The sequence below is a fragment of the Pseudomonas sp. JH-2 genome (assembly GCF_036231725.1).
Classification (GTDB): domain Bacteria; phylum Pseudomonadota; class Gammaproteobacteria; order Pseudomonadales; family Pseudomonadaceae; genus Pseudomonas; species Pseudomonas delhiensis.
In genome coordinates this window covers 170,301-193,194 of the sequence record NZ_JAZAQP010000002.1, presented here as the reverse complement: position 1 = coordinate 193,194, position 22,894 = coordinate 170,301, and the positions used below count along the sequence as shown (strand labels likewise).

The window sequence follows — 22,894 nt, the reverse complement described above, 5'->3', positions numbered from 1 at the left end:
CCTTCTCGGCACGGACAAGCCCCCTCTCCCTTCAGGGAGAGGGCTGGGGAGAGGGAACGGAGCCAAGCCAACCCACCGAAGTCACAACTGAGCACTGTTCGCGAGCAAGCTCGCTCCTACGAAAAGCCAGTCCGGCGCGAGCTTGCGCCCCCTACCCCGCCCCCAACCCCCGCGCCGCGACGAAGGCCAGGAACGCCTCGCGGCTGGAATACCGCGGCTGGTAGCCGAACTCCCGCTTCAGCCGGGCGTTGTCCAGCACCGGCCGGTAGCGCATGAAGTCCACCTGTTCCGGGCCGAAGGGCGCCAGCCCCACCGGCCGCAGCAGCGCCAGCGCACTGCGCAGCAGCGGCGCCGGCAGGGCGCGGTAGGGCTTGCGCAGCAGTCCGGCGATCTCGCGCAGGCTCAGCGCGCCGTCGCCGGCCAGGTTGTAGATGCCCTCGCTGCCGCGTTCCAGGCCCTGGCGGATGATGTTCACCACGTCCTGGTCCCAGATGAACACGAAGCGGCTGCAGCGCCCACTTATCCCCAGCACCGAGCGCCCCATGAACAGGTCGGTGACCGGGTTGTGCACACCCCGGCCGAGGATGGTGCCGGGGCGCAGGACCAGCTGGCGCAGCTGTGGACAACTCTGCCGCAGGCCGGCCAGCAGTTGCTCGATCTCGTGCTTGTGGCGGGCGTAGGGGAACTGCGACTGGCCGCGCAGGGGGTGGTTCTCGTCGATCAGCTCGGCGTTGTCCGGGTGGAAGCCGTAGGCCGCGGCGGAACTGGCCACCACCAGCTGGCGCACGTCGTGCTCCACCGCCGCCTCGAACAGCGCGCGGCTGCCGCCGACCTCGATGGTGTGCAGGCGGGTGGCGGACATCTGCGGCGGCGGGTTGACCACCGAGGCCAGGTGCACGATGGCCTGCGGGCGCCACTGCCGCACGCAGTCGCGCACCTGCCGGGGGTGGCCGATGTCCAGTTGCACCGGCTCGACGTTCGGCCGCAGGTGCTGCGCCGGCAGGCTGCGCACGTCGGCGGCCACCAGCGTCCAGTCGCGGTGCTGGATCGCCAGTTCGTTGAGCAGGTTCTGGCCGATGTGGCCGGCCGCGCCGGTGATCAGGACGCGCATGCGTACGGCCTCCGCAATGGGCGATGAGGGGGCATGCCAGCGAAAGGCCAGTAGTGGCCCCGGGTGCCACGCCTGATGATAGACCGGGCCTGCGCAGGTCGCAGCCCGTCGCCACGGGTGCCGCCCATGGGTAGGTGGATCGGCGGCAATCCGCTATTCTCCTGGCTTTGCTTTTCCAGGCCTGGCCCATGCGTTGGTTGTTCCTCCCCCTCCTCTTCCTGCTCGGCGGCGGCTGGTCGTTCGCCGATTCGCGTTCGACGGTGGAGGGCTACCAGCTGCAGAACGGCATGGGCGTGCTGTTCAAGCCGACCAGCCAGCGCGGCTCGGTGTCCATCCGCCTGGTGGTGGGCGTCGGCTTTTCCGATTTCAGCTGCCATGACCGGCAGTTGCCGCACCTGCTGGAGCACCTGTTCTTCAGCGGCCTGGACGGCGGCGACGAGGCCGACCTGGAGGCGCGCATGCAGGCCCTGGGCGGCCAGTGGAACGCCTACACCAGCGAGGGCGACACCACCTTCGTCATCGAGGCGCCGGCGGCCACCCAGCGCCAGGTGCTCGACCTGCTGCTGGAAGTGCTCACCCGCACGCAGTTGGACAAGGCCCGGGTGGAAGCCACCAAGCAGGTGCTGATCCGCGAGGATGGCGGCCACTACTCGCACCTGCAGCGCTTCCTCGACCACCAGAACATCAGCCGCCCGGGCCAGGAGCAGCTCGCCGTGGAGCTCGGCCTGGCCTGCGCCGAGCGCCCGCAGGTGGCGCACCTGACCCAGGCCCAGCTGGAGAAGCTGCGCAGCGACTGGTACGTGCCGGCCAACATGACGCTGATCGTGGTCGGCGACCTCGACCCGCGCCTGCCCGCCTACCTCAGCCGCACCTTCGGCAGCCTGCCCGACCGGGCCACGCCGGAACGCCGCGAACTGCCGGAAATGCAGGGCCCGGCGGCACGCCAACGAACGCTGAACAGCGGGTTGTTCGGCGAGGGCGCGGTGGTGCACTGGATCTTCCCCGAGCCGGCCGAAGCCGACGGCGCCGCCCTCGACCTGTTGCAGGCCTACCTGAGCGACGCCCTCTATGCCGACTTGCGGGTACACCGCGAGCTGTCCTACGGGCCCTGGAGCGAGCGCACGTCCTACGCCAACCAGGGCTTCCTCAGCCTCAACGCGGACATCGCCCGGGAGGACCAGGAGGCCACCCTGAAGGCCCTGGGCGAGGTGGTGGAAAACATCCGCCAGCACGGCCTGGACGCCCAGCGCTTCGCCCGCATCCAGCGCGTGCAGCGGGCGCAGCTGGCCTGGAGCACGCCGAGCAACGCCAGCCTCGCCGACTACTACTGGGGCGCGCTGGGCGACTACGACGGCAGCCAGTTCCCCAACGAGGACCGGCGCCTGGCCAAGGTCAGCCTGAAGCTGGCCAGCGACACGGCGCGCCAGCTGTTCAAGGACGACGGCTACCTGCGCATCGAGAAACCGCTGCTCGACGACGACATGGCCTACCCGCTGGGCGGCGGCGCGGTGCTGCTGGTGCTGCTGCCGCCGGCGGCGCTGTTGCTCTGGCGCCGCCGACGCAACGGCTGAGCCTTACAGCGCCAGGCGGCGGATCACCCGGGTGGCGTCGTCCGGGTCGCGCAGGGCGCGGAAGCCCAGTTCGACGGCGAGGTCGCGCATGTCACGGTCGATGGCCTGGTCGATGCTGTACATCTGGGCGAAGCCATTGCGCCGCGCCACGTCGATCAGGTGGCGCATCAGCGCCTTGCCCAGGCCCCGGCGCTTCCAGTCGTCGGCGGTGGTCAGGGCGCATTCGCACTGGTTGTCGTCCACCTTGGCATAGCGGCTGATGCCGACTTCGCGCAGTTCGCCGTCGTCATGCACCAGGGCGACGAAAGCCATGTTGTCCTGGTAGTCCACGTCCATCAGGCTGTCGAGCAGGGCGTCGCTGATCTTCACTTCGCCGTGGAAACGCAGCTTGCGGGTCATCGGCGACAGGCGTTCGAGGAAGGTCCGCTCCAGCTCGCGGTCTTCGGCGCGCAGCGGGCGGATCAGCACGTGGCTGCCGTCGTCGAGGGTCTCGATCCAGTGATCATGGCCGCCGGCGGCGAGCGCCGCGGCTTGCTGGTGCAGGGGGGTGGGCATGGCGTTGTCTCCAGGGGAGAAGAAGGAAATGTCATTGACCTATCCTTCTCCGCCCGCCCCCGGCCACCCTTGATCGAGGTCAAGGCCGGCCGGGGTTGGCCAGTGGCAAACCGCCGCAGGCCTTCAGGCGCCGGCCAGCGCACCGCCCGAGGAGGCCGCGCGGCCGCGGCGGCGGAACAGCACCAGGGTGGCGACCAGGCCCAGCAGCGCCGCGCCGCTCAGCCACAGGCCGGGGGCGGCCTTGTTGTCCAGGGCGTGGATGAGCCAGGTGCAGGCCGCCGGGGTGAAGCCGCCGAAGGTGGCGGTGGCCAGGCTGTAGGCCAGGGAGAAGCCGGTGGTGCGCACGTCCGCCGGCATCACCTCGGTCAGCGCCACCACCATGGCGCCGTTGTAGCTGCCGTAGATGAACGACAGCCACAGCTCCACCGTCAGCAGGCGGGCGAAGCTGGGCTCGGCCACCAGCCAGGACAGCGTCGGGTAGGCGGTCAGCAGCGCCAGCACGGTGGCAGCGATGAGCAGCGGGCGGCGGCCGACGCGGTCGGACAGCGCGCCCATCACCGGCAGCCAGAAGAAGTTCGACAGGCCGATGCACATGGTCACCAGCAAGGCGTCGAAGTCCGACAGGTGCAGCTCGTTCCTGCCGAAGGTCGGGGTGTAGGCGGTGATCAGGTAGAAGGACACGGTGGTCATCACCACCATGGCGGTGCCGGCCAGCACCAGGCCGAAGTTCTGCCCTATGGAGCGCAGCACCTCGCCCAGGCGCGGGCGGTGCTTGCGCTGCTGGAAGGCTTCGGTCTCCTCCAGGGAGCGGCGGATGACGAACAGCGCCGGGACTATCATGCAGCCGACGAAGAAGGGCACGCGCCAGCCCCATTCGCCCATCTGCTCGGGGCTCAGCCAGTGGTTGAGGATCACCCCCAGCAGCCCGGCGAAGACCACCGCCACCTGCTGGCTAGCCGACTGCCAACTGACGAAGAAGCCGCGCTTGCCGGGCGTGGCGATCTCCGCCAGGTACACCGACACGCCGCCCAGCTCGACCCCGGCGGAGAAGCCCTGCAGCAGGCGGCCGACCAGCACCAGCGCCGGCGCCAGCGCACCGAGGGTGGAGTAGCCGGGGACGAAGGCGATCAGCAGGGTACCCATGGCCATCAGCGCCAGGGTGATGATCAGGCCCTGGCGGCGGCCATGGCGGTCGATGTAGGCGCCGAGGAAGATCGCCCCCAGCGGGCGCATCAGGAAGCCGGCGCCGAAGGTGGCCAGCGACAGCATCAGCGAGGCGAAGGGGTCGTCGCCGGGGAAGAAGGTCTTGGCGATGGCGGTGGCGTAGAAGCCATACACCATGAAGTCGTACATCTCGAGGAAGTTGCCGCTGACCACGCGGAACACGGCCTTGGCCTTGGAATTCTTGGAAGCCATGGGAACACCATTTCAAACGATCACGGGGCCTTCCCGGGACGCGAGGAGGCAGGCAGCGGCCGGGAAGATATTTGTAACCCTATGTGTAAAACTTGCCCGAGATCAAATGAAAAATGGCTGAAAGGCCCGAATTTCAAGGGTTTGAAAGGCTAGTGAAAGCTTCGCGACAGCTCGTCGGAAAAATCCCAAAAAATAGACAGGCATGGCGGGCATCACCCCCGGCTAGGGATTGCTCGCCTGCAACCGACGCCCCGCCGCCGCCTCCCGTTCCCGCGCCAGCCTGGCCTGGAACAGCTGCCATTCGCGCTCGATCACCGCGTAGGGCACGAACACGCTGACACGCTTGGCGCCCTTGAGCCCCGGGTGCTGCACGCCACCCCAGCCGGTGGCCTGGTAGCCGATGTTCATGCCCAGCACGCTGCCGTCGGCCCCCACCAGCGGCCCGCCGGACATGCCCTGGGCCAGTGCCGCGTCATGGATGCCGTACAGCTCCTGGTTGGGCTCCCTGAGGTTGCGGTAGGGCACCGGCCACACCCGCCCGCGGGAGCTCACCGGCACCAGCAGGCTGCTGCTGCCCAGCGCCGTCACCGCCTCGCCGTTGCGCGGCGCGCGCCAGTGGGGCAGCGGCCCGGACGCCTTGCGGCGGATGAATACCAGGTCGCAGCGGGTGCTGCAGGAATAGGCCAGGCCCGACAGGTAGGGCACGTGGGCCGCGGTCACCGCGTAGTCGGCATTCCACTGCACCGCCGAAGCCACCATCAGGCCCGGCGCCGGCAGGCCGGACAGTACCGTGAAATAGTTCGAATTGAGCTGGCCATCGGCCTCCGGCTTCACCCAGCCATTGCAGCCGGCCAGCAGGGCGCACAGCGCAATACAGCTAACTTTCCCTCTCATTGCGATTTTCCTTAATTTTGTTTGAGGAAAATCTAAATTCGATCAATGGAAAGTTCTTATGGAAAATTAACCGTATTGATTCGCGAAACAGCCCAATTAAAAATTCAATTACCCAATTGTTTCTGAAAGAACTTTCAGAAGAATAAGGATATTCAAATATTTTCCGGTTTTATTAATTGCGCGGCCGCTCAGCCGAAGAACCAGTAGCACACCCCGATCGACGCCAGCACCCCGGCCAGGTCCGCCAGCAGGGCGCAGCCCACGGCGTGGCGGGCGCGCTGGATACCCACCGAGCCGAAGTACACCGCCAGCACGTAGAAGGTGGTCTCGGTGCTGCCCTGCACGGTGGCCGCCAGGCGCGCGGCGAAGCTGTCCACGCCCTGGCTCTGCATGGTCTCCAGCAGCATGGCGCGCGCCGCGCTGCCGGAGAACGGCTTGACCAGCGCGGTGGGCAGGGCGTCGACGAAACGGGTGTCCCAGCCCAGCTGCAGCACCGTCCAGCGGATGCCGTCCAGCACCAGCTCCAGGGCCCCGGAGGCCCGCAGCACGCCGACGGCGCAAAGCATCGCCACCAGGTAGGGCAGCAGGTTCTTCGCCACGTCGAAGCCTTCCTTGGCGCCTTCGACGAAGGTTTCGTAGACCGGCACCTTCTTCAGCCAGCCGAGCACCAGGAACAGCACGATCAGGCCGAACAGCGTGAGGTTGCCCAATAGCGAGGAGAGCTGCGCCAGCGCGGTGGCGGAAAGCCCGGCGAGCAGCGCCATGAAGGCACCCAGGCCGAGCGCGCCGGGGACCAGGTAGGCGAGCACGACCGGGTCCCACAGGCGCAGGCGCTGCACCAGCGCCACCGAGAGCAGGCCGACCAGGGTCGAGGCGCTGGTGGCCAGGAGGATCGGCAGGAACACCAGGGTGGGGTCGGCCGCGCCCTGCTGCGCGCGGTACATGAAGATGGTCACCGGCAGCAGCGTCAGCGAGGAGGCGTTGAGCACCAGGAAGAGGATCTGCGCGTTGCTCGCCGTGGTGCTGCTGGGGTTGAGTTCCTGCAGCGCCTTCATCGCCTTGAGGCCGATGGGGGTGGCGGCGTTGTCCAGGCCCAGGCCGTTGGCGGCGAAGTTCAGGGTGATCAGGCCGATCGCCGGGTGGCCGGCCGGCACCTCGGGCATCAGCCGGCGGAACAGCGGCCCCAGCAGCCACGCCAGGCGCTCCACCAGGCCGGCCTTCTCGGCGATGCGCAGGAAGCCCAGCCAGAGCGTCAGGGTGCCGAACAGCAGGACCATGACCTCCACCGACAGCTTGGCCATGGCGAACAGGCTCTCGACCATGGCGGCGAACACCCCGGCATCGCCGCCAAGCAGCCAGCGCGACAGCGCGGTGACCGCCGCGACCAGGAAAAAGCCGAGCCAGAGGCCGTTGAGCATGAGTATCCCCCCAAGGACGTTGGCCGCGATGATAGCGGCGCGGGCGCGCCGGGGCCAGAAACGCCAAGGCCCCGGACATTGCCGGGGCCTTGCTGGTACGGCTTTTCGTAGGAGCGAGCTTGCTCGCGAACGGCTCCGCGGCGGGGCGGGTTCGCGAGCAAGCTCGCTCCTACAGGGGCGGCGCAGAGTTAGTGCGCAGTGCTCTGCCGGGCGTCGCTCAGCAGCTCCTCGCCGCGGCCCTGTTCCACCGCCTGCCAGTAGAGCGCGCCCTGCTTGCCGTCGTAGATGCCTTCCCACCTGGAGATCACCAGCACCGCCAGGGCGTTGCCGATGACGTTCAGCGCGGTGCGCGCCATGTCCATGATGCGGTCGACGCCGGCGATGAAGGCCAGGCCTTCCAGGGGGATGCCGACGCTGCCCAGGGTGGCCAGCAGGACCACGAAGGACACGCCCGGCACGCCGGCGATGCCCTTGGAGGTGACCATCAGCGTCAGCACCAGCATCAGTTGCTGGCCGATGGACAGGTCGATGCCGTAGAGCTGGGCGATGAAGATCGCCGCGATGCTCTGGTAGAGGGTCGAGCCGTCGAGGTTGAAGGAGTAGCCGGTGGGCACCACGAAGCTGCTCACCGCCTTGGGCGCGCCGTAGGCTTCCATCTTCTCGATGATGCGCGGCAGCACGGTCTCGGAACTGGCGGTGGAATAGGCCAGCACCAGCTCGTCCTTGAAGATGCGCATCAGCTTGATGATCGAGAAGCCGAACAGCCGCGCCACCAGGCCCAGCACCATGAAGGCGAAGAAGGCGATGGCGAAGTACACCAGCAGCACCAGCTTGGCCAGCGGCAGCAGCGAGGCGAAGCCGAAGCTGGCCACGGTCACGGCGATCAGCGCGAACACGCCGACCGGCGCGTAGAGCATGATCATGTGGGTGACGCGGAACATGGCCTCGGCCACGCCCTGGAACATCTTCACCAGTGGCTCGCGGGTGGGCGCCGGCAACGAGGACAGGCCCAGGCCGAACAGCACCGAGAAGAAGATGATCGGCAGCATCTCGCCGCGGGCCATGGCGGCGAAAATGTTCGACGGGATCAGGTTGAGGATGGTTTCGATGAACGCGTGGTGGTGTTCCACTTCCTTGGCGGTCTGCGCGTACCTGGAGATGTCCACCGTGCCCAGGGTGCTCATGTCGATGCCGGCGCCGGGCTGGAACAGGTTGGCCAGCACCAGGCCGACGACGATGGCCACCGTGGTGATGATCTCGAAGTAGACGATGGTCTTCAGGCCGATGCGCCCGAGCTTCTTGGCATCGCCCATGCCGGCGATGCCAACGATCAGCGAGGAGATGACGATCGGTACCACGATCATCTTGATCAGGCGGATGAAGATGTCGCCCGCCGGCTGCAGGATGTTGCTGATCCACCAGGCCTTCTCCGCGCTGAAGTGGTTCAGCACGGCACCCATGGCTATGCCCAGTACAAGACCGATGACGATCTGCCAGGCGAGGCTGAGCTTGGCTTTGCCCATAGTGTGTTCACCCTTGGTTCTTGTGGAAGTCGGGGTCCGCCCACCGCCGGGTTGGCCGGGGCGGGCGAAAAAAGGGCGCATGATTCCCACGCCCCTCCTTCGCGTCTAATGCCGGAAACGGCTACCCCATGCGCAATCGGCATGGCAAAAGGCAAATGGAACGGGTGTTCCAGGCCCCTGGGCCATTGCTTTTTTGCATGGGATAGAGGCTGAAAGCCGTGATGGCCGCTTTTTTCGAACCCTTTGGGTGGAAAGCGAGGCTCGGGGAGGCATTCGCTTTCCCTGCCGCGGGTGCGCTGCCGTGACGCAGGCGCGGAGGCCTGTAGTTCGCGATGGATGGTCGTCCGGGTGACCAGGCGCGGCGGGGATATTTTAGAGGGCCAGGGGGGTGGGTCGGGGTTGATTGATATCAGGGAAGTTGGAGGTGGAGGCTTGCCTGGGGTTCTCGGGCTTGGTTCAAGAGCCCCTCTCCCCAGCCCTCTCCCTGAAGGGAGAGGGGGCTAGTCCGTGCCGAGAGAAGTGATGGTTTCAGCCGGAAACCTTCGGTGTTGCCGGCTGACTCAAGAATGCCCACGCGCTCCGAGCGGTCCCCTCTCCCTTCAGGGAGAGGGTTAGGGAGAGGGGCTCTTCAAGCTCCATATCCAAGCCATCGGAAGCGCCCCCTCACAGCCCCACACCCAACCCTCATCGGAGGCACCCCCGGCCCCCCTGGTCATGCGCCATTGCCGGCGCGGATTTCAGTACCCGTTCGGACCGGCCTTGTCAGCCACGGCGCCGCCCGACGAAGAAGGAAATGACGAAGAGCACCAGGAACAGCACGAAGAGAATCTTGGCGATACTGGTCGCGGCGCCGGCGATGCCACCGAAGCCGAGGACCCCGGCGATGATGGCGATGATCAGGAAAGTCAGAGCCCAGCTCAGCATGGAATGTCTCCTCTTTATGGCGAAAGGCGGTGCTGGCGCCTCAGAACACCCAGCTCGCACGCGAGGTCTGGCGGACCAGCGTGGCGCTGGCGGCCTCTTCCGTGATGGCCATTCGTTCGTCCTGCAGCCTGGACGGCTGTCTGAGGAAAGCGCTGGACACAGGTTCCTGCACCGGCACGGCGGAAGGCTGCGGAGCGACCGGATACCAACGGTCCAGCAGTACGACCACGGCGACGGCCAGCAACAGCAGCCGTCCCAGCGAATCCCCCTTGGCTCCATCAGCGTTCATCGTCGTGCTCCTCCCGAAGGACTGGTGATCGGCCGGTGCGGGTGCACCGGGCCTCCCGCCGGATGTCTCGCATGCCCCGTGCCAGGTCGAGGGTCGGAGGTAATTCCTTGAAAAACAGATAGTTGTAGAAAACGAATGGCAACGGGCAGCGCGCATCCTGCACGACGGGCCCGTTCCGGCCATGCGTTTTGCACGGAAAACGGCAGTTCGCCGCCCCTCCCACCCGCTTTCCTTCGCTCAGGTCCGACATTCTTGAGAGAGGCGTCTAATTTTCATTGCAACTTGCAAGAAATTTCCTGGACTAAAAGACGCATACGCGAAAGGTATTTCCCACTACGAGGCATCCCGAATGGACCCCACTCCGGAGACGCTTGGCCGAATACTGCTGGTCGACGACGAACCCGCCATCCTGCGCACCTTCCGCTATTGCCTGGAGGACCAGGGCTACAGCGTGGCCACCGCGGCCAGCGCCGCCCAGGCCGAAGCCCTGCTGCAACGCCAGGTCTTCGACCTGTGCTTCCTCGACCTGCGCCTGGGCGAGGACAACGGCCTCGACCTGCTCGCCCAGATGCGCCTGCAGGCGCCCTGGATGCGGGTGGTGATAGTCACCGCGCATTCCGCCGTGGACACCGCGGTGGACGCCATGCAGGCCGGCGCCGCCGACTACCTGGTCAAGCCCTGCAGCCCCGAGCAATTGCGCCTGGCCGCGGCCAAGCAATTGGAGGTGCGCCAGCTCACCGCGCGCCTGGAAGCCCTCGAAGGCGCCCAGGCCAGCCAGGCCGAGCAACTGGAATCCCACAGCCCGGCGATGACCGCGGTGCTGGAGACCGCGCGCCAGGTGGCCGCCACCGACGCCAACATCCTCATCCTCGGCGAATCCGGCTCCGGCAAGGGCGAGCTGGCGCGCGCCATCCACGGCTGGAGCAAGCGCGCGAAGAAATCCTGCGTGACCATCAACTGCCCGTCGCTCAACGCCGAGCTGATGGAAAGCGAGCTGTTCGGCCACAACCGCGGGGCCTTCACCGGCGCCAGCGAGAGCACCCAGGGGCGGATCAGCCAGGCCGACGGCGGTACCCTGTTCCTCGACGAGATCGGCGACTTCCCCCTGCCCTTGCAGGCCAAGCTGCTGCGCTTCATCCAGGACAAGGAATACGAGCGCGTCGGCGACCCGGTGACGCGCCGCGCCGACGTGCGCATCCTCGCCGCCACCAACCGCGACCTGGCCGGCATGGTGGCCCAGGGGGCGTTCCGCGAGGACCTGCTCTACCGCCTCAACGTCATCGTCCTCAACCTGCCGCCACTGCGCGAACGCGCCGAGGACATCCAGGACCTGGCCGAGCGCTTCCTCGCCCGCTTCGTCAAGGACTACGGGCGCCCGGCCCGTGGCTTCAGCCCGGCCTCGGCCGAGCTGCTGCGGCAGTACCCCTGGCCGGGCAACGTGCGCGAGCTGCGCAACGTGATCGAGCGGGCCAGCATCATCTGCAACCAGGAACTGGTGGAGCCCGGACACCTGGGGCTCGGCGAGCAGGCCGGCGCCGCCGTGCCGCGGGTCGGCGAGGCGCTGAGCCTGGAGGCGCTGGAGAAGGCCCACATCGCTTCGGTGATGGCCAGCGCCCCGACCCTCGACCAGGCGGCGAAGATCCTCGGCATCGACGCCTCCACCCTGTACCGCAAGCGCAAGCAGTACAACCTGTGAAACGCGCGCCGACGCTGCGTTCGCGGATGTTCCTGAGCATGTCCGCGCTGATCACCCTGGCCCTGATCGGCCTGCTGCTGGGGGTGTTCAGCGTGATGCTGATGGGCCGCGAGCAGGAGCGGCTGATCTCGCACAACTTCGCCACCATCGCCAGCAGCCAGCAGTTGCGCCAGTCCCTGGACGACCAACTGGCCCAGTTGCTCAGCGACAGCCCCGATGCGCAGCGCCTGGTGGTGCTGCGCGGGCAGTTCGACCACTACCTCGCCGAAGGCCGGGCGAGGGCTGCCAACGACGTCGAACGCACCCTCTACGAGCGCATCGACCAGGCCAACCAGGAGTTCCAGGGCCAGGTCAGCTCCTCCGGCAGCAGCCGCTGGAGCCTGGTGGTGGAAAGCGACTTCAGCCGCTCCTTCACCGCCCTGCACCAGTACCTGCTGGCGCTGCACAGCCATGCCATCCAGACCATCAGCGACGCGGAGCGCAGCTCGCGCCTGCACGCCTGGCTGATCGCCAGCCTGCTGGGGCTGGTGGGGGTGGCCATCCTGGTCATCGGCTTCGTCACCGCCCACGGCATCGCCCGCCGTTTCGGCGCCCCCATCGAGGCCCTGGCGCAGGCTGCCGACCACATCGGCAAGGGTGACTTCGAGGTCAGCCTGCCGGTCTCGCGGGAGGCCGAGATGGCCTCGCTGAGCCGGCGTTTCGGCCTCATGGCCCAGGCCCTGGCCGAGTACAAGGCGACCAACATCGAGGCGGTACTGGCCGGGCAGAAGCGCCTGCAGGCGGTGCTCGACAGCATCGACGACGGCCTGGTGATCCTCGACCGGCGCAGCCGCATCGAGCACGCCAACCCGGTGGCCAGCCGCCAGCTGTTCTCCCAGAGCGACCCCCATGGCCAACTGCTCGGCGAACTGATCGACAACCAGGAGCTGCTGCAGGCCGCCGGCCTGGTGCTGCAGGGCGAGTCGATGGGCGATACGCCCCAGGACCTGCAGGTCGAGATCGGCGGCGAGAACCGCCTGCTGGCCTGGACCCTGGCCCCGGTCACCCACGACGACGGGCGCAACATGGGCGCGGTGCTGGTGCTGCGCGACGTCACCGACCTGCGCGCCTTCGAGCGGGTACGCAGCGAATTCGTCCTGCGCGCCTCCCACGAGCTGCGCACCCCGGTCACCGGCCTGCACATGGCCTTCGCCCTGCTGCGCGAACGCCTGGCGCTGCCCGAGGGCAGCCGCGAGCGCGAGCTGGCCGATACCGTGGACGAGGAAATGCAGCGCCTGGTGCGGCTGATCGACGACCTGCTGAACTTCTCCCGCTACCAGGACGGCCAGCAGAAGCTCGACCGCCGCCCCTGCTCGGTCGGCGAGCTGCTGGAGCAGGCGCGCCAGCGCTTTCTCGCCCGCGCCCAGGCCCATGACATCGGCCTGGGGATAGTGATGGAGGACCAGCTGCCGGTGCTGGATGTCGACCAACTGCGCCTGGAGCGGGCACTGGACAACCTGATCGGCAACGCCCTGCGCCATACCCCGCGGGGCGGCAGCGTGCAGTTGCTCGCCCAGCGCCAGGGCCAACGGGTGATGCTGGCGGTGGAGGACTCCGGCGAGGGCATCGCCTACAGCCAGCAGGCGCGCATCTTCGAGCCCTTCGTGCAGGTCGGCCGGCGCGCCGGCGGCGCCGGCCTCGGCCTGGCCCTGTGCAAGGAGATCGTGCAGCTGCACGGTGGGCGCATCGGCGTGCGCTCGCAGCCCGGCCAGGGCACGCGCATCTACATGCTGCTGCCGGTCTGAGCGGCCGGCGCGGCCATGGAGGTGGGCACCGCCAGCAGCAGCGCGGCGGTCTCCAGGTCCGGCTCGCCGTCGAAGCGCGCCGGCCGGTAGCGCATCTGGAAGGCGGCGATGACGTTGCGCGTCGCCTCGTCCAGCTGGCCGTCGAGCGGCACCGCGTAGCCATGCCGCGCCAGTTGCTGCTGGAACCAGCCGGGCGCCGGCAGTTGGCCGTTCAGCTCGGCCAGGCGGCGCGCCAGGTCGCCCGGCTGCGGCCAGGGGATCAGGCCGGCGTCGGCCAGGCGCTTCCAGGGGAAGGCCGGGCCCGGGTCGACCTTGCGCTGGGGGGCGATGTCGCTGTGCCCGAGGATGTGCTCGGCAGTGATGCCCTGGCGCTTGACGATGTCTTTCAGCAGCAGGATGAGCGCGTCTATCTGCCCCTGTGGATAAGGTACCCAGGTGCGGCCGTTGGGGCCGTCGACGTAGCCGGGGTTGACCAGTTCGATGCCGATCGAGGTGGAGTTCAGCCAGGTGCGGCCCTGCCACTCGCTCTGCCCGGCGTGCCAGGCGCGGCGGTTCTCGTCCACCAGTTGGTAGATGGTCGGCGGGTCGGCGCCGATCAGGTAGTGGGCGCTGACCTCGCCGCGGGTCAGCAGTTGCAGCGAGCGCGGCAGGTCCGCCGAGGTGTAGTGGATGATGATGTACTGGACACGGCTGTCCTGGTTGCGCGAGGGGTGCTCGCGGTCTATCTCCAGGCCGCCGCGGCCGGCGCAGGCGGCCAGCAGCAGGGTGGCGAACATCAGGCACAGGTGGCGCATGGTGGCTCCACGGTCATCCGACGATGTGCAGCACGCTGCGCAGGTTCTGCAGCAGCATGTTGACGCTGAGCATGATCAGCAGCATGCCGGCCAGGCGCTCCACGGCGGTGAGCCCGCGCGGGCCGAGGAAGCGCTGCAGGAACGAGGCCTGCAGCAGGATCAGCGCGGTGGCGGCCCAGGCCAGGATCACCGCCAGGTACAGCTCCCATAGCGGACCAGTGTAGGTGGTACGCAGGGTGATCAGCATGGCCAGCGCCGAGGGGCCCGCCACCGCCGGGGTGGCCAGGGGCACCAGCAGCGGCTCGCTGTCGGGCATGTCGCCGAGCACGCCCTGGGGCGTGGGGAAGATCAGGCGCATGGCGACCACGAAGAGGATGATGCCGCCGGCGATGCCGGTGGCTTCCTTCGACAGCCCCAGGCCGGTGAGGATGTGCTCGCCCAGGGTGAGGAACAACAGCAGCAGGCCGAGGGCAAACAGCAGCTCGCGCAGCGCCACCTTGAGCCGGCGTTCGGCCGGTACCGACTTGAGGGCGGCGAGGAACACCGCGATGTTGCCGAAGGGGTCGGTGATCAGGAAGATCAGGATGGCGACGCCGAGCATGTGGATAACTCCAGGGGCAGGAACCGGCGCCCGGGCGCCGGGTGAAAAGCCGTCCCTGTGGATCGTTCAGCCGGGGACGCTGCGGCCGCGGGCGCCTGTGCATAACTTCACGGCAGGCGCCCGTTCGCTGTGGACGAAGTCTTATCCACAGGCCGTCAGGACTTCTTGATCTTCTCCGGGCGCTTCCAGCCCTCGATCACCCGCTGCTTGGCGCGGCCGACCGCTAGGGTCTGCGCCGGGACCTCGGCGGTGATGGTGGAACCCGCGCCGGTCGTGGCGCCGGTGCCGATATCCACAGGCGCCACCAGGGAGTTGTTGGAGCCGATGAAGACGTCTTCGCCGATCACCGTGCGCCATTTGTTGGCGCCATCATAGTTGCAGGTGATGGTGCCGGCGCCGATGTTGGTGCGCGCACCGACCTCGCTGTCGCCCAGGTAGGTCAGGTGGCCGACCTTCACGCCTTCGTGCAGGTGGGCGTTCTTCAGCTCGACGAAGTTACCCACATGCACCTGGCTTTCCAGCACGCTGCCGGGGCGCAGGCGGGCGAACGGGCCGACGTCGCTGCCGGGGCCGACGTCGGCGCCTTCCAGGTGGCTGTTGGCCTTGATGATGGCGCCACGGCGCAGGACGCTGTTGCGGATGGTGCAGTTCGGGCCGATCTGCACGTCGTCCTCGATGTCCACGCGGCCTTCCAGCACCACGTTGACGTCGATGAGCACGTCGCGGCCAACGTTGACCTCGCCGCGCACGTCGAAGCGCGCCGGGTCCAGCAGGGTCACGCCCAGGGCCATCAGGCGGCGGGCGATGCGCAGCTGGTAGTAGCGCTCCAGCTCGGCCAGCTGCAGGCGGTCGTTGGCGCCCTGCACTTCCATGGCTGCCTGGGGTTGCGCGGTGGCCACGCGCAGGCCGTCGGCCACCGCCATGGCGATGACGTCGGTGAGGTAGTACTCGCCCTGGGCGTTGGCGTTGGACAGCCGGCCCAGCCAGCCCTCCAGGCGCTGGCGCGGCACGCAGAGGATGCCGGTGTTGCCCTCGCGGATGGCACGCTGCTCGAGGCTTGCGTCCTTCTGCTCGACGATGGCCTTCACCTCACCGTCCTGGCCGCGGATGATCCGGCCGTAGCCGGTGGGGTCGTTCAGCTCCACGGTGAGCAGCGCCAACTGCTCGGCGCTGACCTGCTGCAGCAGGCGCTCGAGGGTCGGCAGCTCGATCAGCGGCACGTCGCCGTAGAGGATCAGCACACGATCGGCGCTCAGGTAGGGCGCGGCCTGGGCCACGGCGTGGCCGGTGCCCAGCTGTTGTTCCTGGACCACGAAATTCAGGTCATCGGCCTGCAGGCGTTCGCGCACCCGTTCGGCGCCATGGCCGATCACCACATGGATACGCTTGGGCGACAGGCCCCGCGCGGTATCGATCACGTGGGCCAGCATGGGTTTGCCGGCGACCGGATGGAGGACTTTCGGCAGGGCCGAACGCATGCGCGTGCCCTGGCCGGCGGCGAGGATGACGATTTCGAGGGACATGAAGTTGGACCGTCCTGGTAACGCTGGATGTAGAAAAAGAAAAAGGGTAGCCAAGGCTACCCTTTTCCCCTAGGTCGCTAAAGCCTCGGCCCCGGATTCGTCGCCGATCCCGAGGGCCGCGGCCGTTGCGAGCCGGCTCAGCCGCCGAACTTCTTGCGAACCTGCTGGACCGTGCGCAGTTGCGCTGCGGCTTCGGCCAGGCGGGCTGCAGCGGAGCTGTAGTCGAACTCGGCACCTTTGGCGTGCAGAGCCTTCTCAGCTTCCTTCAGCGCGGTCTGAGCGGCCGCTTCGTCGAGGTCGCCCGCACGGATCACGGTGTCGGCCAGGACCTTCACCATGTTCGGCTGTACTTCGAGGAAGCCGCCGGAGATGTAGTACACCTCCTGCTCGCCACCCTGCTTGACCACGCGGATCGGACCCGGCTTGAGCTCGGTGATCAGCGGCGCATGGCCCGGGGCGATACCCAGATCGCCGAGGGAGCCGTGCGCGACGACCAGCTCGACCAGACCGGAGAAGATCTCCGCTTCGGCGCTGACGATGTCGCAGTGGACAGTAATAGCCATACCCTTGCCTCACGTAAGCGCCCGTTGCCGGGCGCACGGATTACAGCTTCTTCGCTTTCTCGATGGCTTCTTCGATGCCGCCGACCATGTAGAACGCCTGCTCCGGCAGGTGGTCGTAGTCGCCGTTGAGGATGCCTTTGAAGCCAGCGATGGTGTCCTTCAGGGAGACGTACTTGCCCGGGGAACCGGTGAAGACTTCCGCCACGAAGAACGGCTGGGACAGGAAGCGCTGGATCTTACGAGCACGGGCCACCAGCAGCTTGTCGGACTCGGACAGTTCGTCCATGCCGAGGATCGCGATGATGTCCTTCAGCTCCTTGTAGCGCTGCAGGATGTACTGCACGCCACGAGCGGTGTCGTAGTGATCCTGGCCGATGACCAGCGGGTCCAGCTGACGGGAGGTGGAGTCCAGCGGGTCCACGGCCGGGTAGATACCCAGCGAGGCGATGTCACGGGACAGTACCACGGTGGCGTCGAGGTGGGCGAAGGTGGTCGCCGGGCTCGGGTCGGTCAGGTCGTCCGCGGGAACGTAGACGGCCTGGATCGAGGTGATCGAGCCTTGCTTGGTGGAGGTGATGCGCTCTTGCAGCACGCCCATCTCTTCGGCCAGGGTCGGCTGGTAACCCACTGCGGACGGCATACGGCCCAGCAGTGCGGATACTTCGGTACCGGCGAGGGTGTAACGGTAGATGTTGTCGATGAACAGCAGTACGTCACGGCCTTCGTCACGGAACTTCTCGGCCATGGTCAGGCCGGTCAGCGCCACGCGCAGACGGTTGCCCGGCGGCTCGTTCATCTGGCCGTAGACCAGGGCTACCTTGTCGAGAACGTTGGAGTCCTTCATCTCGTGGTAGAAGTCGTTGCCCTCACGGGTACGCTCGCCCACACCGGCGAACACGGAATAACCGCTGTGCTCGATGGCGATGTTGCGGATCAGCTCCATCATGTTCACGGTCTTGCCGACGCCGGCGCCACCGAACAGGCCTACCTTGCCGCCCTTGGCGAACGGGCAGACCAGGTCGATCACCTTGATGCCGGTTTCCAGCAGCTCGTTGCCGCCAGCCTGGTCAGCGTAGGAGGGAGCCTCGCGGTGGATACCCCAGCGCTCTTCCTCGCCGATGGGGCCGGCTTCGTCGATCGGGTTGCCCAGGACGTCCATGATGCGGCCCAGGGTGGCCTTGCCGACCGGGACGGAGATGGCTGCGCCGGTGCTTTCCACGTTCAGGCCACGCTTGAGGCCTTCGGTGGAACCCATCGCAATGGAACGGACCACGCCGTCGCCCAGCTGCTGCTGGACTTCCAGGGTGGTTTCGACGCCCTGAACCTTCAGGGCCTCGTAGATGCTCGGCACGGCATCGCGCGGGAATTCCACGTCGATCACGGCGCCGATGATTTGAACGATACGTCCGCTACTCATGTCTGGTTCCTCTGAATTTTGAACCTGTTCTTACACCGCGGCAGCGCCGCCGACGATTTCCGAGATTTCCTGGGTGATCGCCGCCTGACGCGCCTTGTTGTAGACCAGCTGCAGTTCGCTGATCAGGTCACCGGCGTTGTCGGTAGCGTTCTTCATTGCAATCATCCGGGCCGCCTGCTCACAGGCGTTGTTCTCAACCACCGCCTGGTACACCTGGGATTCCACGTAGCGCACCAGCAGGCCGTCGAGCAGGGCCTTGGCGTCGGGCTCGTAGAGGTAGTCCCAATGGTGTTTCAGGGCTTCGTTGTCCTCGGCCACCAGCGGAACCATCTGTTCCACGGTCGGCTTCTGGGTCATGGTGTTGACGAACTTGTTGGAAACCACGTACAGGCGATCGATACGCCCGTCCAGGTAGGCATCCAGCATGACCTTGACGCTGCCGATCAGATCGTTGATCGACGGCTCTTCGCCCAGGTGGCTGATGGCAGCGACCACGTTGCCGCCATAGCTCTTGAAGAAGGATGCGCCCTTGGCACCGATCACGCACAGGTCGATCTCCGCACCAACTTCACGCTGGACGGACATGTCCTTGACGAGCGCCTTGAACAGGTTGATGTTCAGGCCGCCGGCCAGGCCGCGATCGGAGCTCACCACGATGTAACCGACGCGCTTGACGGGGCGCTCGATCATGAACGGGTGACGGTACTCCGGGTTGGCGTTGGCCAGATGGCCGATCACCTGGCGAATGCGCTCCGCGTAGGGACGGCCGGCCGCCATGCGCATTTGTGCCTTGCGCATCTTGCTCACCGCCACCTTTTCCATGGCATTGGTGATTTTCTGCGTGCTTTTGATGCTCGCAATCTTGCTGCGAATCTCTTTTGCGCCTGCCATTTCACACCTATCGGGTTAGCAGGCGGGGGCCGTTACCGGCCCCCGCTGCGGCTTACCAGGTTTGGGTGGCCTTGAACTTCTCGATACCGGCCTTGATGCCCGCATCGATTTCGTCGTTGAAGTCACCCTTCTCGTTGATCTTCGCCAGCAGAGCGGCGTGCTCACGCTGGAAGTAAGCGATCAACGCCTGTTCGAAGGCGCCCACTTTGGCGATCTCGACGTCCTGCAGGAAGCCACGCTCGGCGGCGTACAGGGACAGCGACATCTCGGCGATGGACATCGGCGCGTACTGCTTCTGCTTCATCAGCTCGGTAACGCGCTGACCGTGCTCGAGCTGCTTGCGGGTGGCGTCGTCCAGGTCGGAAGCGAACTGGGCGAAGGCCGCGAGTTCGCGGTACTGCGCCAGTGCGGTACGGATGCCGCCGGAGAGCTTCTTGATGATCTTGGTCTGGGCCGCGCCGCCCACACGGGATACCGAGATACCGGCGTTGACGGCCGGACGGATACCCGAGTTGAACATCGAGGTTTCCAGGAAGATCTGACCGTCGGTGATGGAGATCACGTTGGTCGGAACGAACGCGGAAACGTCACCAGCCTGGGTTTCGATGATCGGCAGGGCGGTCAGGGAACCGGTCTTGCCAGTCACGGCGCCATTGGTGAACTTCTCGACGTATTCCTCGGAAACACGGGAAGCGCGCTCCAGCAGGCGGCTGTGGAGATAGAACACGTCGCCCGGGTAGGCTTCACGGCCCGGCGGACGGCGCAGCAGCAGGGAGATCTGGCGGTAGGCAACGGCCTGCTTGGACAGGTCGTCGTACACGATCAGGGCGTCTTCACCGCGGTCGCGGAAGTATTCGCCCATGGTGCAGCCGGAATACGGCGCCAGGTACTGCAGGGCAGCGGATTCGGAGGCGCTGGCAACGACCACGATGGTGTTGGCCAGGGCACCGTTCTCTTCCAGCTTGCGTACGACGTTGGCGATGGTCGATTGCTTCTGACCGATGGCTACGTAGACGCAGCGGATGCCGCTGTCCTTCTGGTTGATGATGGCGTCGACGGCCAGGGCGGTCTTGCCGATCTGACGGTCGCCGATGATCAGCTCGCGCTGGCCACGGCCTACCGGGATCATGGCATCGACCGACTTGTAGCCGCTCTGTACCGGCTGGTCTACCGACTTACGCCAGATCACGCCCGGTGCCACTTTCTCGACGGCGTCGGTCAGCTTGGCATCGATCGGGCCTTTGCCGTCGATCGGGTTGCCCAGGGCGTCGACCACGCGGCCCAGCAGTTCCGGACCAACCGGAACTTCCAGGATGCGGCCGGTGCACTTGGCATTCATGCCTTCTTTGAGGTCCTGGTATTCACCCAGTACCACGGCGCCGACGGAGTCTTGCTCCAGGTTCAGCGCCATACCGTAGACGCCGCCCGGGAATTCGATCATCTCGCCGTACATGACGTCGGCCAGACCGAAGATGCGCACGATGCCATCGGAAACAGAAACGATGGTGCCTTCGTTGCGCGCTTGCGAGGCTACATCGAGTTTCTCGATGCGCCCCTTGATGATTTCACTAATTTCGGAAGGATTGAGTTGCTGCATGCCGCTGCCCCTTCAAACTCAAGATTTCAACGCTTCAGCCAGTTTCGCGATCTTGCCGCGCACCGAGCCATCGATTACCAAGTCACCGGCGCGGATCACCACGCCGCCGATCAGGCTCGCGTCTTCCGACGCATGGAGTCGCACTTCGCGACTGAGCCGGGCGCTGAGAGCCTTGGCGAGTTTGTCCTGCTGTTGTTGGTCCAGGGCGAAGGCGCTCACGACTTCGACCTCGACCAGCTTTTCCTGCTCGGCCTTCAGCTGCTCGTACATCTCAGCGATGGTCGGCAGCAGGTCGAGCCGCTTGTTTTCAGCCACAGTCCGGACGAAGTTCTGGGCCGGAGCATTGAGCTTGTCGCCACAAACGTCGATCAGGGCTTCAGCTTTCGCCGCTGCGGTCAGCTGAGGCTCTTTGAGCAGCTGGCGCACGGTGTCGTCCAGCGACACTGCAGCCAGCACACCCAGAGCAGCGGACCAATCGGCCAATTGCTGATGAGCCTGGGCGTACTCGAAAGCCGCCTTCGCGTAAGGACGAGCCAACGTGGTCAGTTCTGCCATATCGCCCTCGCTTAGATCTCGGCGGCCAGTTGATCAACCAGCTGCTTTTGCGCGTTGGCATCGATCGAAGCACCCAGGATCTTCTCGGCGCCGGACACGGCCAGGGCACCCACTTGGGCACGCAAGGCGTCCTTGACGCTGTTCAGCTCCTGTTCGATTTGAGCCTTGGCCTGGGCGATCATGCGATCGCCTTCGGCACGGGCCTGGTCACGGGCTTCATCAACGATCTGATTGGCGCTTTTCTTCGCCTGCTCGATGATTTCGGCCGCCTGAGCCTTGGCCTCGCGCAGTTGCTGGCCCGCTTTCTCGTGGGCCAGTTCCAGGTCACGAGCCGCACGGTTGGCTGCGTCCAGGCCGTCGGCGATCTTCTTCTGACGCTCGTGCAGAGCCGCGATGACCGGCGGCCATACGAACTTCATGCAGAAGATGACGAAGATGGCGAACGCAATGGCCTGGCCGATCAGAGTTGCATTAATGTTCACGCCAACACCTCGCTCGTTCGTTGTCAGTCACGGATTTCCGGAAAGCCGGAAATTAGTGGGCTACCTGAGCAATGAACGGGTTAGCGAAGGTGAAGAACAGTGCGATACCAACACCGATCATGGTCACGGCGTCGAGCAGACCGGCGACGATGAACATTTTCACCTGCAGCATCGGAACCATTTCCGGCTGGCGGGCAGCGCCTTCCAGGAATTTACCGCCCAGCAGGCCGAAACCGATTGCGGTACCCAGGGCACCAAGACCGATCAGCAGAGCAACGGCGATAGCAGTGAGTCCAACTACAGTTTCCATTTTTCCTCCCGACTTTCTGTCGTGTTGGTTAAGTTTTGAAGCAAGTTAAGGTGGTGAAACTTCCTTTCCGCCCCCGCCACGTGGCGGGGGACGGTCAGAATCTTTGGATCAGTGGCTGTCTTCGTGGGCCATCGACAGGTAGACGATGGTCAGCATCATGAAGATGAAGGCCTGCAGGGTGATGATCAGGATGTGGAACACCGCCCACGCCCAGTTCAGCACCACGCCCATGCCGCCCAGCCAGAGGATGCCGGAGCCGAACATGACGGCGATGAGGATGAAGATCAGCTCGCCGGCGTACATGTTGCCGAACAGACGCAGGGCCAGGGAAACCGGCTTGGCGATCAGGGTGACGAACTCCAGCAGGAAGTTCACCGGGATCAGGATGATCTGCACCACGATGTTGCTGCTGTGGAACGGGTGCAGGGTCAGCTCGCCGAGGAAGCCGCCGATGCCCTTGACCTTGATGCTGTAGAAGATGATCAGGGCGAACACCGCGATCGACATGCCGAAGGTGGCGTTCGGGTCGGTGGTGGCCACGGCGCGGAAGAACAGGTGCTCGTTGCCGGTGATCTTCGCGGCGGCCAGCGGCAGGAAGTCCACCGGCACCAGGTCGATCAGGTTCATCAGGAAGATCCAGACGAACACCGTCAGCGCCAGCGGCGCGATCAGCGGGTTACGCCCGTGGAAGGTGTCCTTCACGCTGCCGTCGACGAACTCCACCATCACTTCGACGAAGTTCTGCAGGCCACCCGGGATGCCGCTGGTGGCCTTCTTGGCCGCCATGCGGAAGATCAGGATGAACACCAGGCCGAGGAATACCGACCAGCCCAGGGTGTCGACGTGGAATGCCCAGAAGCCCATTTCCTTGGCTTGTTCGGCTGTGTGGGCGAACCCCCAGCCACCTTCCGGCAGACGACCGAAGGTCAGGTTCTGCAAGTGGTGCTGGATGTAACCCGAAGCGCTTTCTGCTGCCATGT

General features: G+C 66.1%; 22 protein-coding genes. 3 read left to right on the top strand and 19 right to left on the bottom strand.

Translation table 11 applies throughout. From position 1 onward, the window contains the following. Nucleotides 1-151: 151 nt before the first annotated feature. Nucleotides 152-1,111 (bottom strand): NAD-dependent epimerase/dehydratase family protein, encoded by a 960-nt coding sequence (locus VV867_RS02380; RefSeq protein WP_275628160.1) that lies wholly within the window; start codon nucleotides 1,109-1,111, stop codon nucleotides 152-154. Nucleotides 1,112-1,299: 188 nt separating this feature from the next. Between VV867_RS02380 and VV867_RS02375 the strand changes: the two genes are divergently transcribed. Then, nucleotides 1,300-2,682: a M16 family metallopeptidase gene (locus VV867_RS02375; protein WP_275628159.1), complete on the top strand. Its 1,383-nt coding sequence runs from the start codon at nucleotides 1,300-1,302 to the stop codon at nucleotides 2,680-2,682. A gap of 3 nt (nucleotides 2,683-2,685) precedes the next feature. Here VV867_RS02375 and VV867_RS02370 read toward each other — a convergent pair whose 3' ends face one another. From VV867_RS02370 to VV867_RS02340, 7 genes are all read right to left on the bottom strand, one after another. Beyond that, entirely contained in the window at nucleotides 2,686-3,237 is a 552-nt protein-coding gene (locus VV867_RS02370) for a GNAT family N-acetyltransferase (protein ID WP_109932454.1), read from the bottom strand. A 123-nt stretch (nucleotides 3,238-3,360) separates the two neighbouring features. Next, nucleotides 3,361-4,653 carry an MFS transporter gene (locus VV867_RS02365; RefSeq protein ID WP_275628158.1) on the bottom strand — a complete coding sequence of 431 codons (1,293 nt, stop codon included), beginning with the start codon at nucleotides 4,651-4,653 and terminating at the stop codon, nucleotides 3,361-3,363. A 222-nt stretch (nucleotides 4,654-4,875) separates the two neighbouring features. Continuing rightward, on the bottom strand, nucleotides 4,876-5,547 hold the full coding sequence (locus VV867_RS02360; RefSeq protein ID WP_109932458.1) for a serine protease: 672 nt from the start codon (nucleotides 5,545-5,547) through the stop codon (nucleotides 4,876-4,878). Between the two features lie 188 nt (nucleotides 5,548-5,735). Beyond that, nucleotides 5,736-6,965: a nucleoside recognition domain-containing protein gene (locus tag VV867_RS02355; protein ID WP_109932460.1), complete on the bottom strand. Its 1,230-nt coding sequence runs from the start codon at nucleotides 6,963-6,965 to the stop codon at nucleotides 5,736-5,738. 188 nt (nucleotides 6,966-7,153) lie between these two features. Then, nucleotides 7,154-8,488, bottom strand: coding sequence for a glutamate/aspartate:proton symporter GltP (gene gltP, locus VV867_RS02350; RefSeq protein ID WP_328565530.1), 1,335 nt, complete (start codon nucleotides 8,486-8,488; stop codon nucleotides 7,154-7,156). A gap of 762 nt (nucleotides 8,489-9,250) precedes the next feature. Next, the gene (locus VV867_RS02345) at nucleotides 9,251-9,412 is read right to left on the bottom strand and encodes a DUF1328 domain-containing protein (RefSeq protein WP_009614390.1); all 162 of its coding nucleotides are present in this window, start codon (nucleotides 9,410-9,412) and stop codon (nucleotides 9,251-9,253) included. Between the two features lie 40 nt (nucleotides 9,413-9,452). Beyond that, nucleotides 9,453-9,701, bottom strand: a complete 249-nt coding sequence (locus VV867_RS02340) for a hypothetical protein (protein ID WP_089392548.1) — start codon at nucleotides 9,699-9,701, stop codon at nucleotides 9,453-9,455. Nucleotides 9,702-10,050: 349 nt separating this feature from the next. On the opposite strand from VV867_RS02340, the gene algB reads away from it, so the two are divergent. Next, on the top strand, nucleotides 10,051-11,397 hold the full coding sequence (gene algB, locus VV867_RS02335) for a sigma-54-dependent response regulator transcription factor AlgB (RefSeq protein WP_109935322.1): 1,347 nt from the start codon (nucleotides 10,051-10,053) through the stop codon (nucleotides 11,395-11,397). Nucleotides 11,398-11,435: 38 nt separating this feature from the next. Continuing rightward, nucleotides 11,436-13,181, top strand: coding sequence for an ATP-binding protein (locus VV867_RS02330; protein ID WP_256595918.1), 1,746 nt, complete (start codon nucleotides 11,436-11,438; stop codon nucleotides 13,179-13,181). Here the strand turns inward: VV867_RS02330 and VV867_RS02325 are convergent. The 11 genes from VV867_RS02325 to atpB form a co-directional block, all read right to left on the bottom strand. Beyond that, a complete protein-coding gene (locus VV867_RS02325) occupies nucleotides 13,160-13,975 on the bottom strand; it encodes an N-acetylmuramoyl-L-alanine amidase (protein WP_089392551.1) in 816 nt (271 codons plus the stop codon). The two genes, VV867_RS02330 and VV867_RS02325, sit on opposite strands and share 22 nt — an antisense overlap. Nucleotides 13,976-13,988: 13 nt before the next feature. Beyond that, nucleotides 13,989-14,582: a MarC family protein gene (locus VV867_RS02320; protein ID WP_089392552.1), complete on the bottom strand. Its 594-nt coding sequence runs from the start codon at nucleotides 14,580-14,582 to the stop codon at nucleotides 13,989-13,991. Between the two features lie 149 nt (nucleotides 14,583-14,731). Continuing rightward, on the bottom strand, nucleotides 14,732-16,099 hold the full coding sequence (gene glmU, locus VV867_RS02315) for a bifunctional UDP-N-acetylglucosamine diphosphorylase/glucosamine-1-phosphate N-acetyltransferase GlmU (protein ID WP_328565529.1): 1,368 nt from the start codon (nucleotides 16,097-16,099) through the stop codon (nucleotides 14,732-14,734). A 137-nt stretch (nucleotides 16,100-16,236) separates the two neighbouring features. Beyond that, nucleotides 16,237-16,662, bottom strand: a complete 426-nt coding sequence (locus VV867_RS02310) for a F0F1 ATP synthase subunit epsilon (protein ID WP_089392554.1) — start codon at nucleotides 16,660-16,662, stop codon at nucleotides 16,237-16,239. A gap of 40 nt (nucleotides 16,663-16,702) precedes the next feature. Beyond that, nucleotides 16,703-18,079: a F0F1 ATP synthase subunit beta gene (gene atpD, locus VV867_RS02305; protein ID WP_109935325.1), complete on the bottom strand. Its 1,377-nt coding sequence runs from the start codon at nucleotides 18,077-18,079 to the stop codon at nucleotides 16,703-16,705. Nucleotides 18,080-18,109: 30 nt separating this feature from the next. Further along, on the bottom strand, nucleotides 18,110-18,970 hold the full coding sequence (gene atpG, locus VV867_RS02300; protein ID WP_109935326.1) for a F0F1 ATP synthase subunit gamma: 861 nt from the start codon (nucleotides 18,968-18,970) through the stop codon (nucleotides 18,110-18,112). Nucleotides 18,971-19,022: 52 nt separating this feature from the next. Beyond that, nucleotides 19,023-20,567, bottom strand: coding sequence for a F0F1 ATP synthase subunit alpha (gene atpA / locus VV867_RS02295; protein WP_109935327.1), 1,545 nt, complete (start codon nucleotides 20,565-20,567; stop codon nucleotides 19,023-19,025). Nucleotides 20,568-20,585: 18 nt separating this feature from the next. Further along, nucleotides 20,586-21,122 carry a F0F1 ATP synthase subunit delta gene (locus VV867_RS02290; protein ID WP_109935328.1) on the bottom strand — a complete coding sequence of 179 codons (537 nt, stop codon included), beginning with the start codon at nucleotides 21,120-21,122 and terminating at the stop codon, nucleotides 20,586-20,588. 11 nt (nucleotides 21,123-21,133) lie between these two features. Further along, nucleotides 21,134-21,604, bottom strand: coding sequence for a F0F1 ATP synthase subunit B (locus VV867_RS02285; protein ID WP_109935329.1), 471 nt, complete (start codon nucleotides 21,602-21,604; stop codon nucleotides 21,134-21,136). Nucleotides 21,605-21,656: 52 nt separating this feature from the next. Then, entirely contained in the window at nucleotides 21,657-21,914 is a 258-nt protein-coding gene (atpE, locus tag VV867_RS02280; RefSeq protein ID WP_043256731.1) for a F0F1 ATP synthase subunit C, read from the bottom strand. Between the two features lie 108 nt (nucleotides 21,915-22,022). After that, nucleotides 22,023-22,892: a F0F1 ATP synthase subunit A gene (gene atpB / locus VV867_RS02275; RefSeq protein ID WP_109935330.1), complete on the bottom strand. Its 870-nt coding sequence runs from the start codon at nucleotides 22,890-22,892 to the stop codon at nucleotides 22,023-22,025. Between the last annotated feature and the right edge of the window lie 2 nt (nucleotides 22,893-22,894).

Coding starts and splice junctions, on each gene's coding strand:
- VV867_RS02310 (WP_089392554.1), bottom strand. CDS start 16,662: ATGGCTATTACTGTCCACTGCGACATCGTCAGCGCCGAAGCGGAGATC.
- VV867_RS02330 (WP_256595918.1), top strand. CDS start 11,436: ATGTCCGCGCTGATCACCCTGGCCCTGATCGGCCTGCTGCTGGGGGTG.
- VV867_RS02370 (WP_109932454.1), bottom strand. CDS start 3,237: ATGCCCACCCCCCTGCACCAGCAAGCCGCGGCGCTCGCCGCCGGCGGC.
- atpG (WP_109935326.1), bottom strand. CDS start 18,970: ATGGCAGGCGCAAAAGAGATTCGCAGCAAGATTGCGAGCATCAAAAGC.
- VV867_RS02360 (WP_109932458.1), bottom strand. CDS start 5,547: ATGAGAGGGAAAGTTAGCTGTATTGCGCTGTGCGCCCTGCTGGCCGGC.
- algB (WP_109935322.1), top strand. CDS start 10,051: ATGGACCCCACTCCGGAGACGCTTGGCCGAATACTGCTGGTCGACGAC.
- atpE (WP_043256731.1), bottom strand. CDS start 21,914: ATGGAAACTGTAGTTGGACTCACTGCTATCGCCGTTGCTCTGCTGATC.
- VV867_RS02290 (WP_109935328.1), bottom strand. CDS start 21,122: ATGGCAGAACTGACCACGTTGGCTCGTCCTTACGCGAAGGCGGCTTTC.
- VV867_RS02355 (WP_109932460.1), bottom strand. CDS start 6,965: ATGCTCAACGGCCTCTGGCTCGGCTTTTTCCTGGTCGCGGCGGTCACC.
- atpA (WP_109935327.1), bottom strand. CDS start 20,567: ATGCAGCAACTCAATCCTTCCGAAATTAGTGAAATCATCAAGGGGCGC.
- glmU (WP_328565529.1), bottom strand. CDS start 16,099: ATGTCCCTCGAAATCGTCATCCTCGCCGCCGGCCAGGGCACGCGCATG.
- VV867_RS02375 (WP_275628159.1), top strand. CDS start 1,300: ATGCGTTGGTTGTTCCTCCCCCTCCTCTTCCTGCTCGGCGGCGGCTGG.
- gltP (WP_328565530.1), bottom strand. CDS start 8,488: ATGGGCAAAGCCAAGCTCAGCCTCGCCTGGCAGATCGTCATCGGTCTT.
- atpD (WP_109935325.1), bottom strand. CDS start 18,079: ATGAGTAGCGGACGTATCGTTCAAATCATCGGCGCCGTGATCGACGTG.
- VV867_RS02340 (WP_089392548.1), bottom strand. CDS start 9,701: ATGAACGCTGATGGAGCCAAGGGGGATTCGCTGGGACGGCTGCTGTTG.
- VV867_RS02345 (WP_009614390.1), bottom strand. CDS start 9,412: ATGCTGAGCTGGGCTCTGACTTTCCTGATCATCGCCATCATCGCCGGG.
- VV867_RS02365 (WP_275628158.1), bottom strand. CDS start 4,653: ATGGCTTCCAAGAATTCCAAGGCCAAGGCCGTGTTCCGCGTGGTCAGC.
- atpB (WP_109935330.1), bottom strand. CDS start 22,892: ATGGCAGCAGAAAGCGCTTCGGGTTACATCCAGCACCACTTGCAGAAC.
- VV867_RS02325 (WP_089392551.1), bottom strand. CDS start 13,975: ATGCGCCACCTGTGCCTGATGTTCGCCACCCTGCTGCTGGCCGCCTGC.
- VV867_RS02380 (WP_275628160.1), bottom strand. CDS start 1,111: ATGCGCGTCCTGATCACCGGCGCGGCCGGCCACATCGGCCAGAACCTG.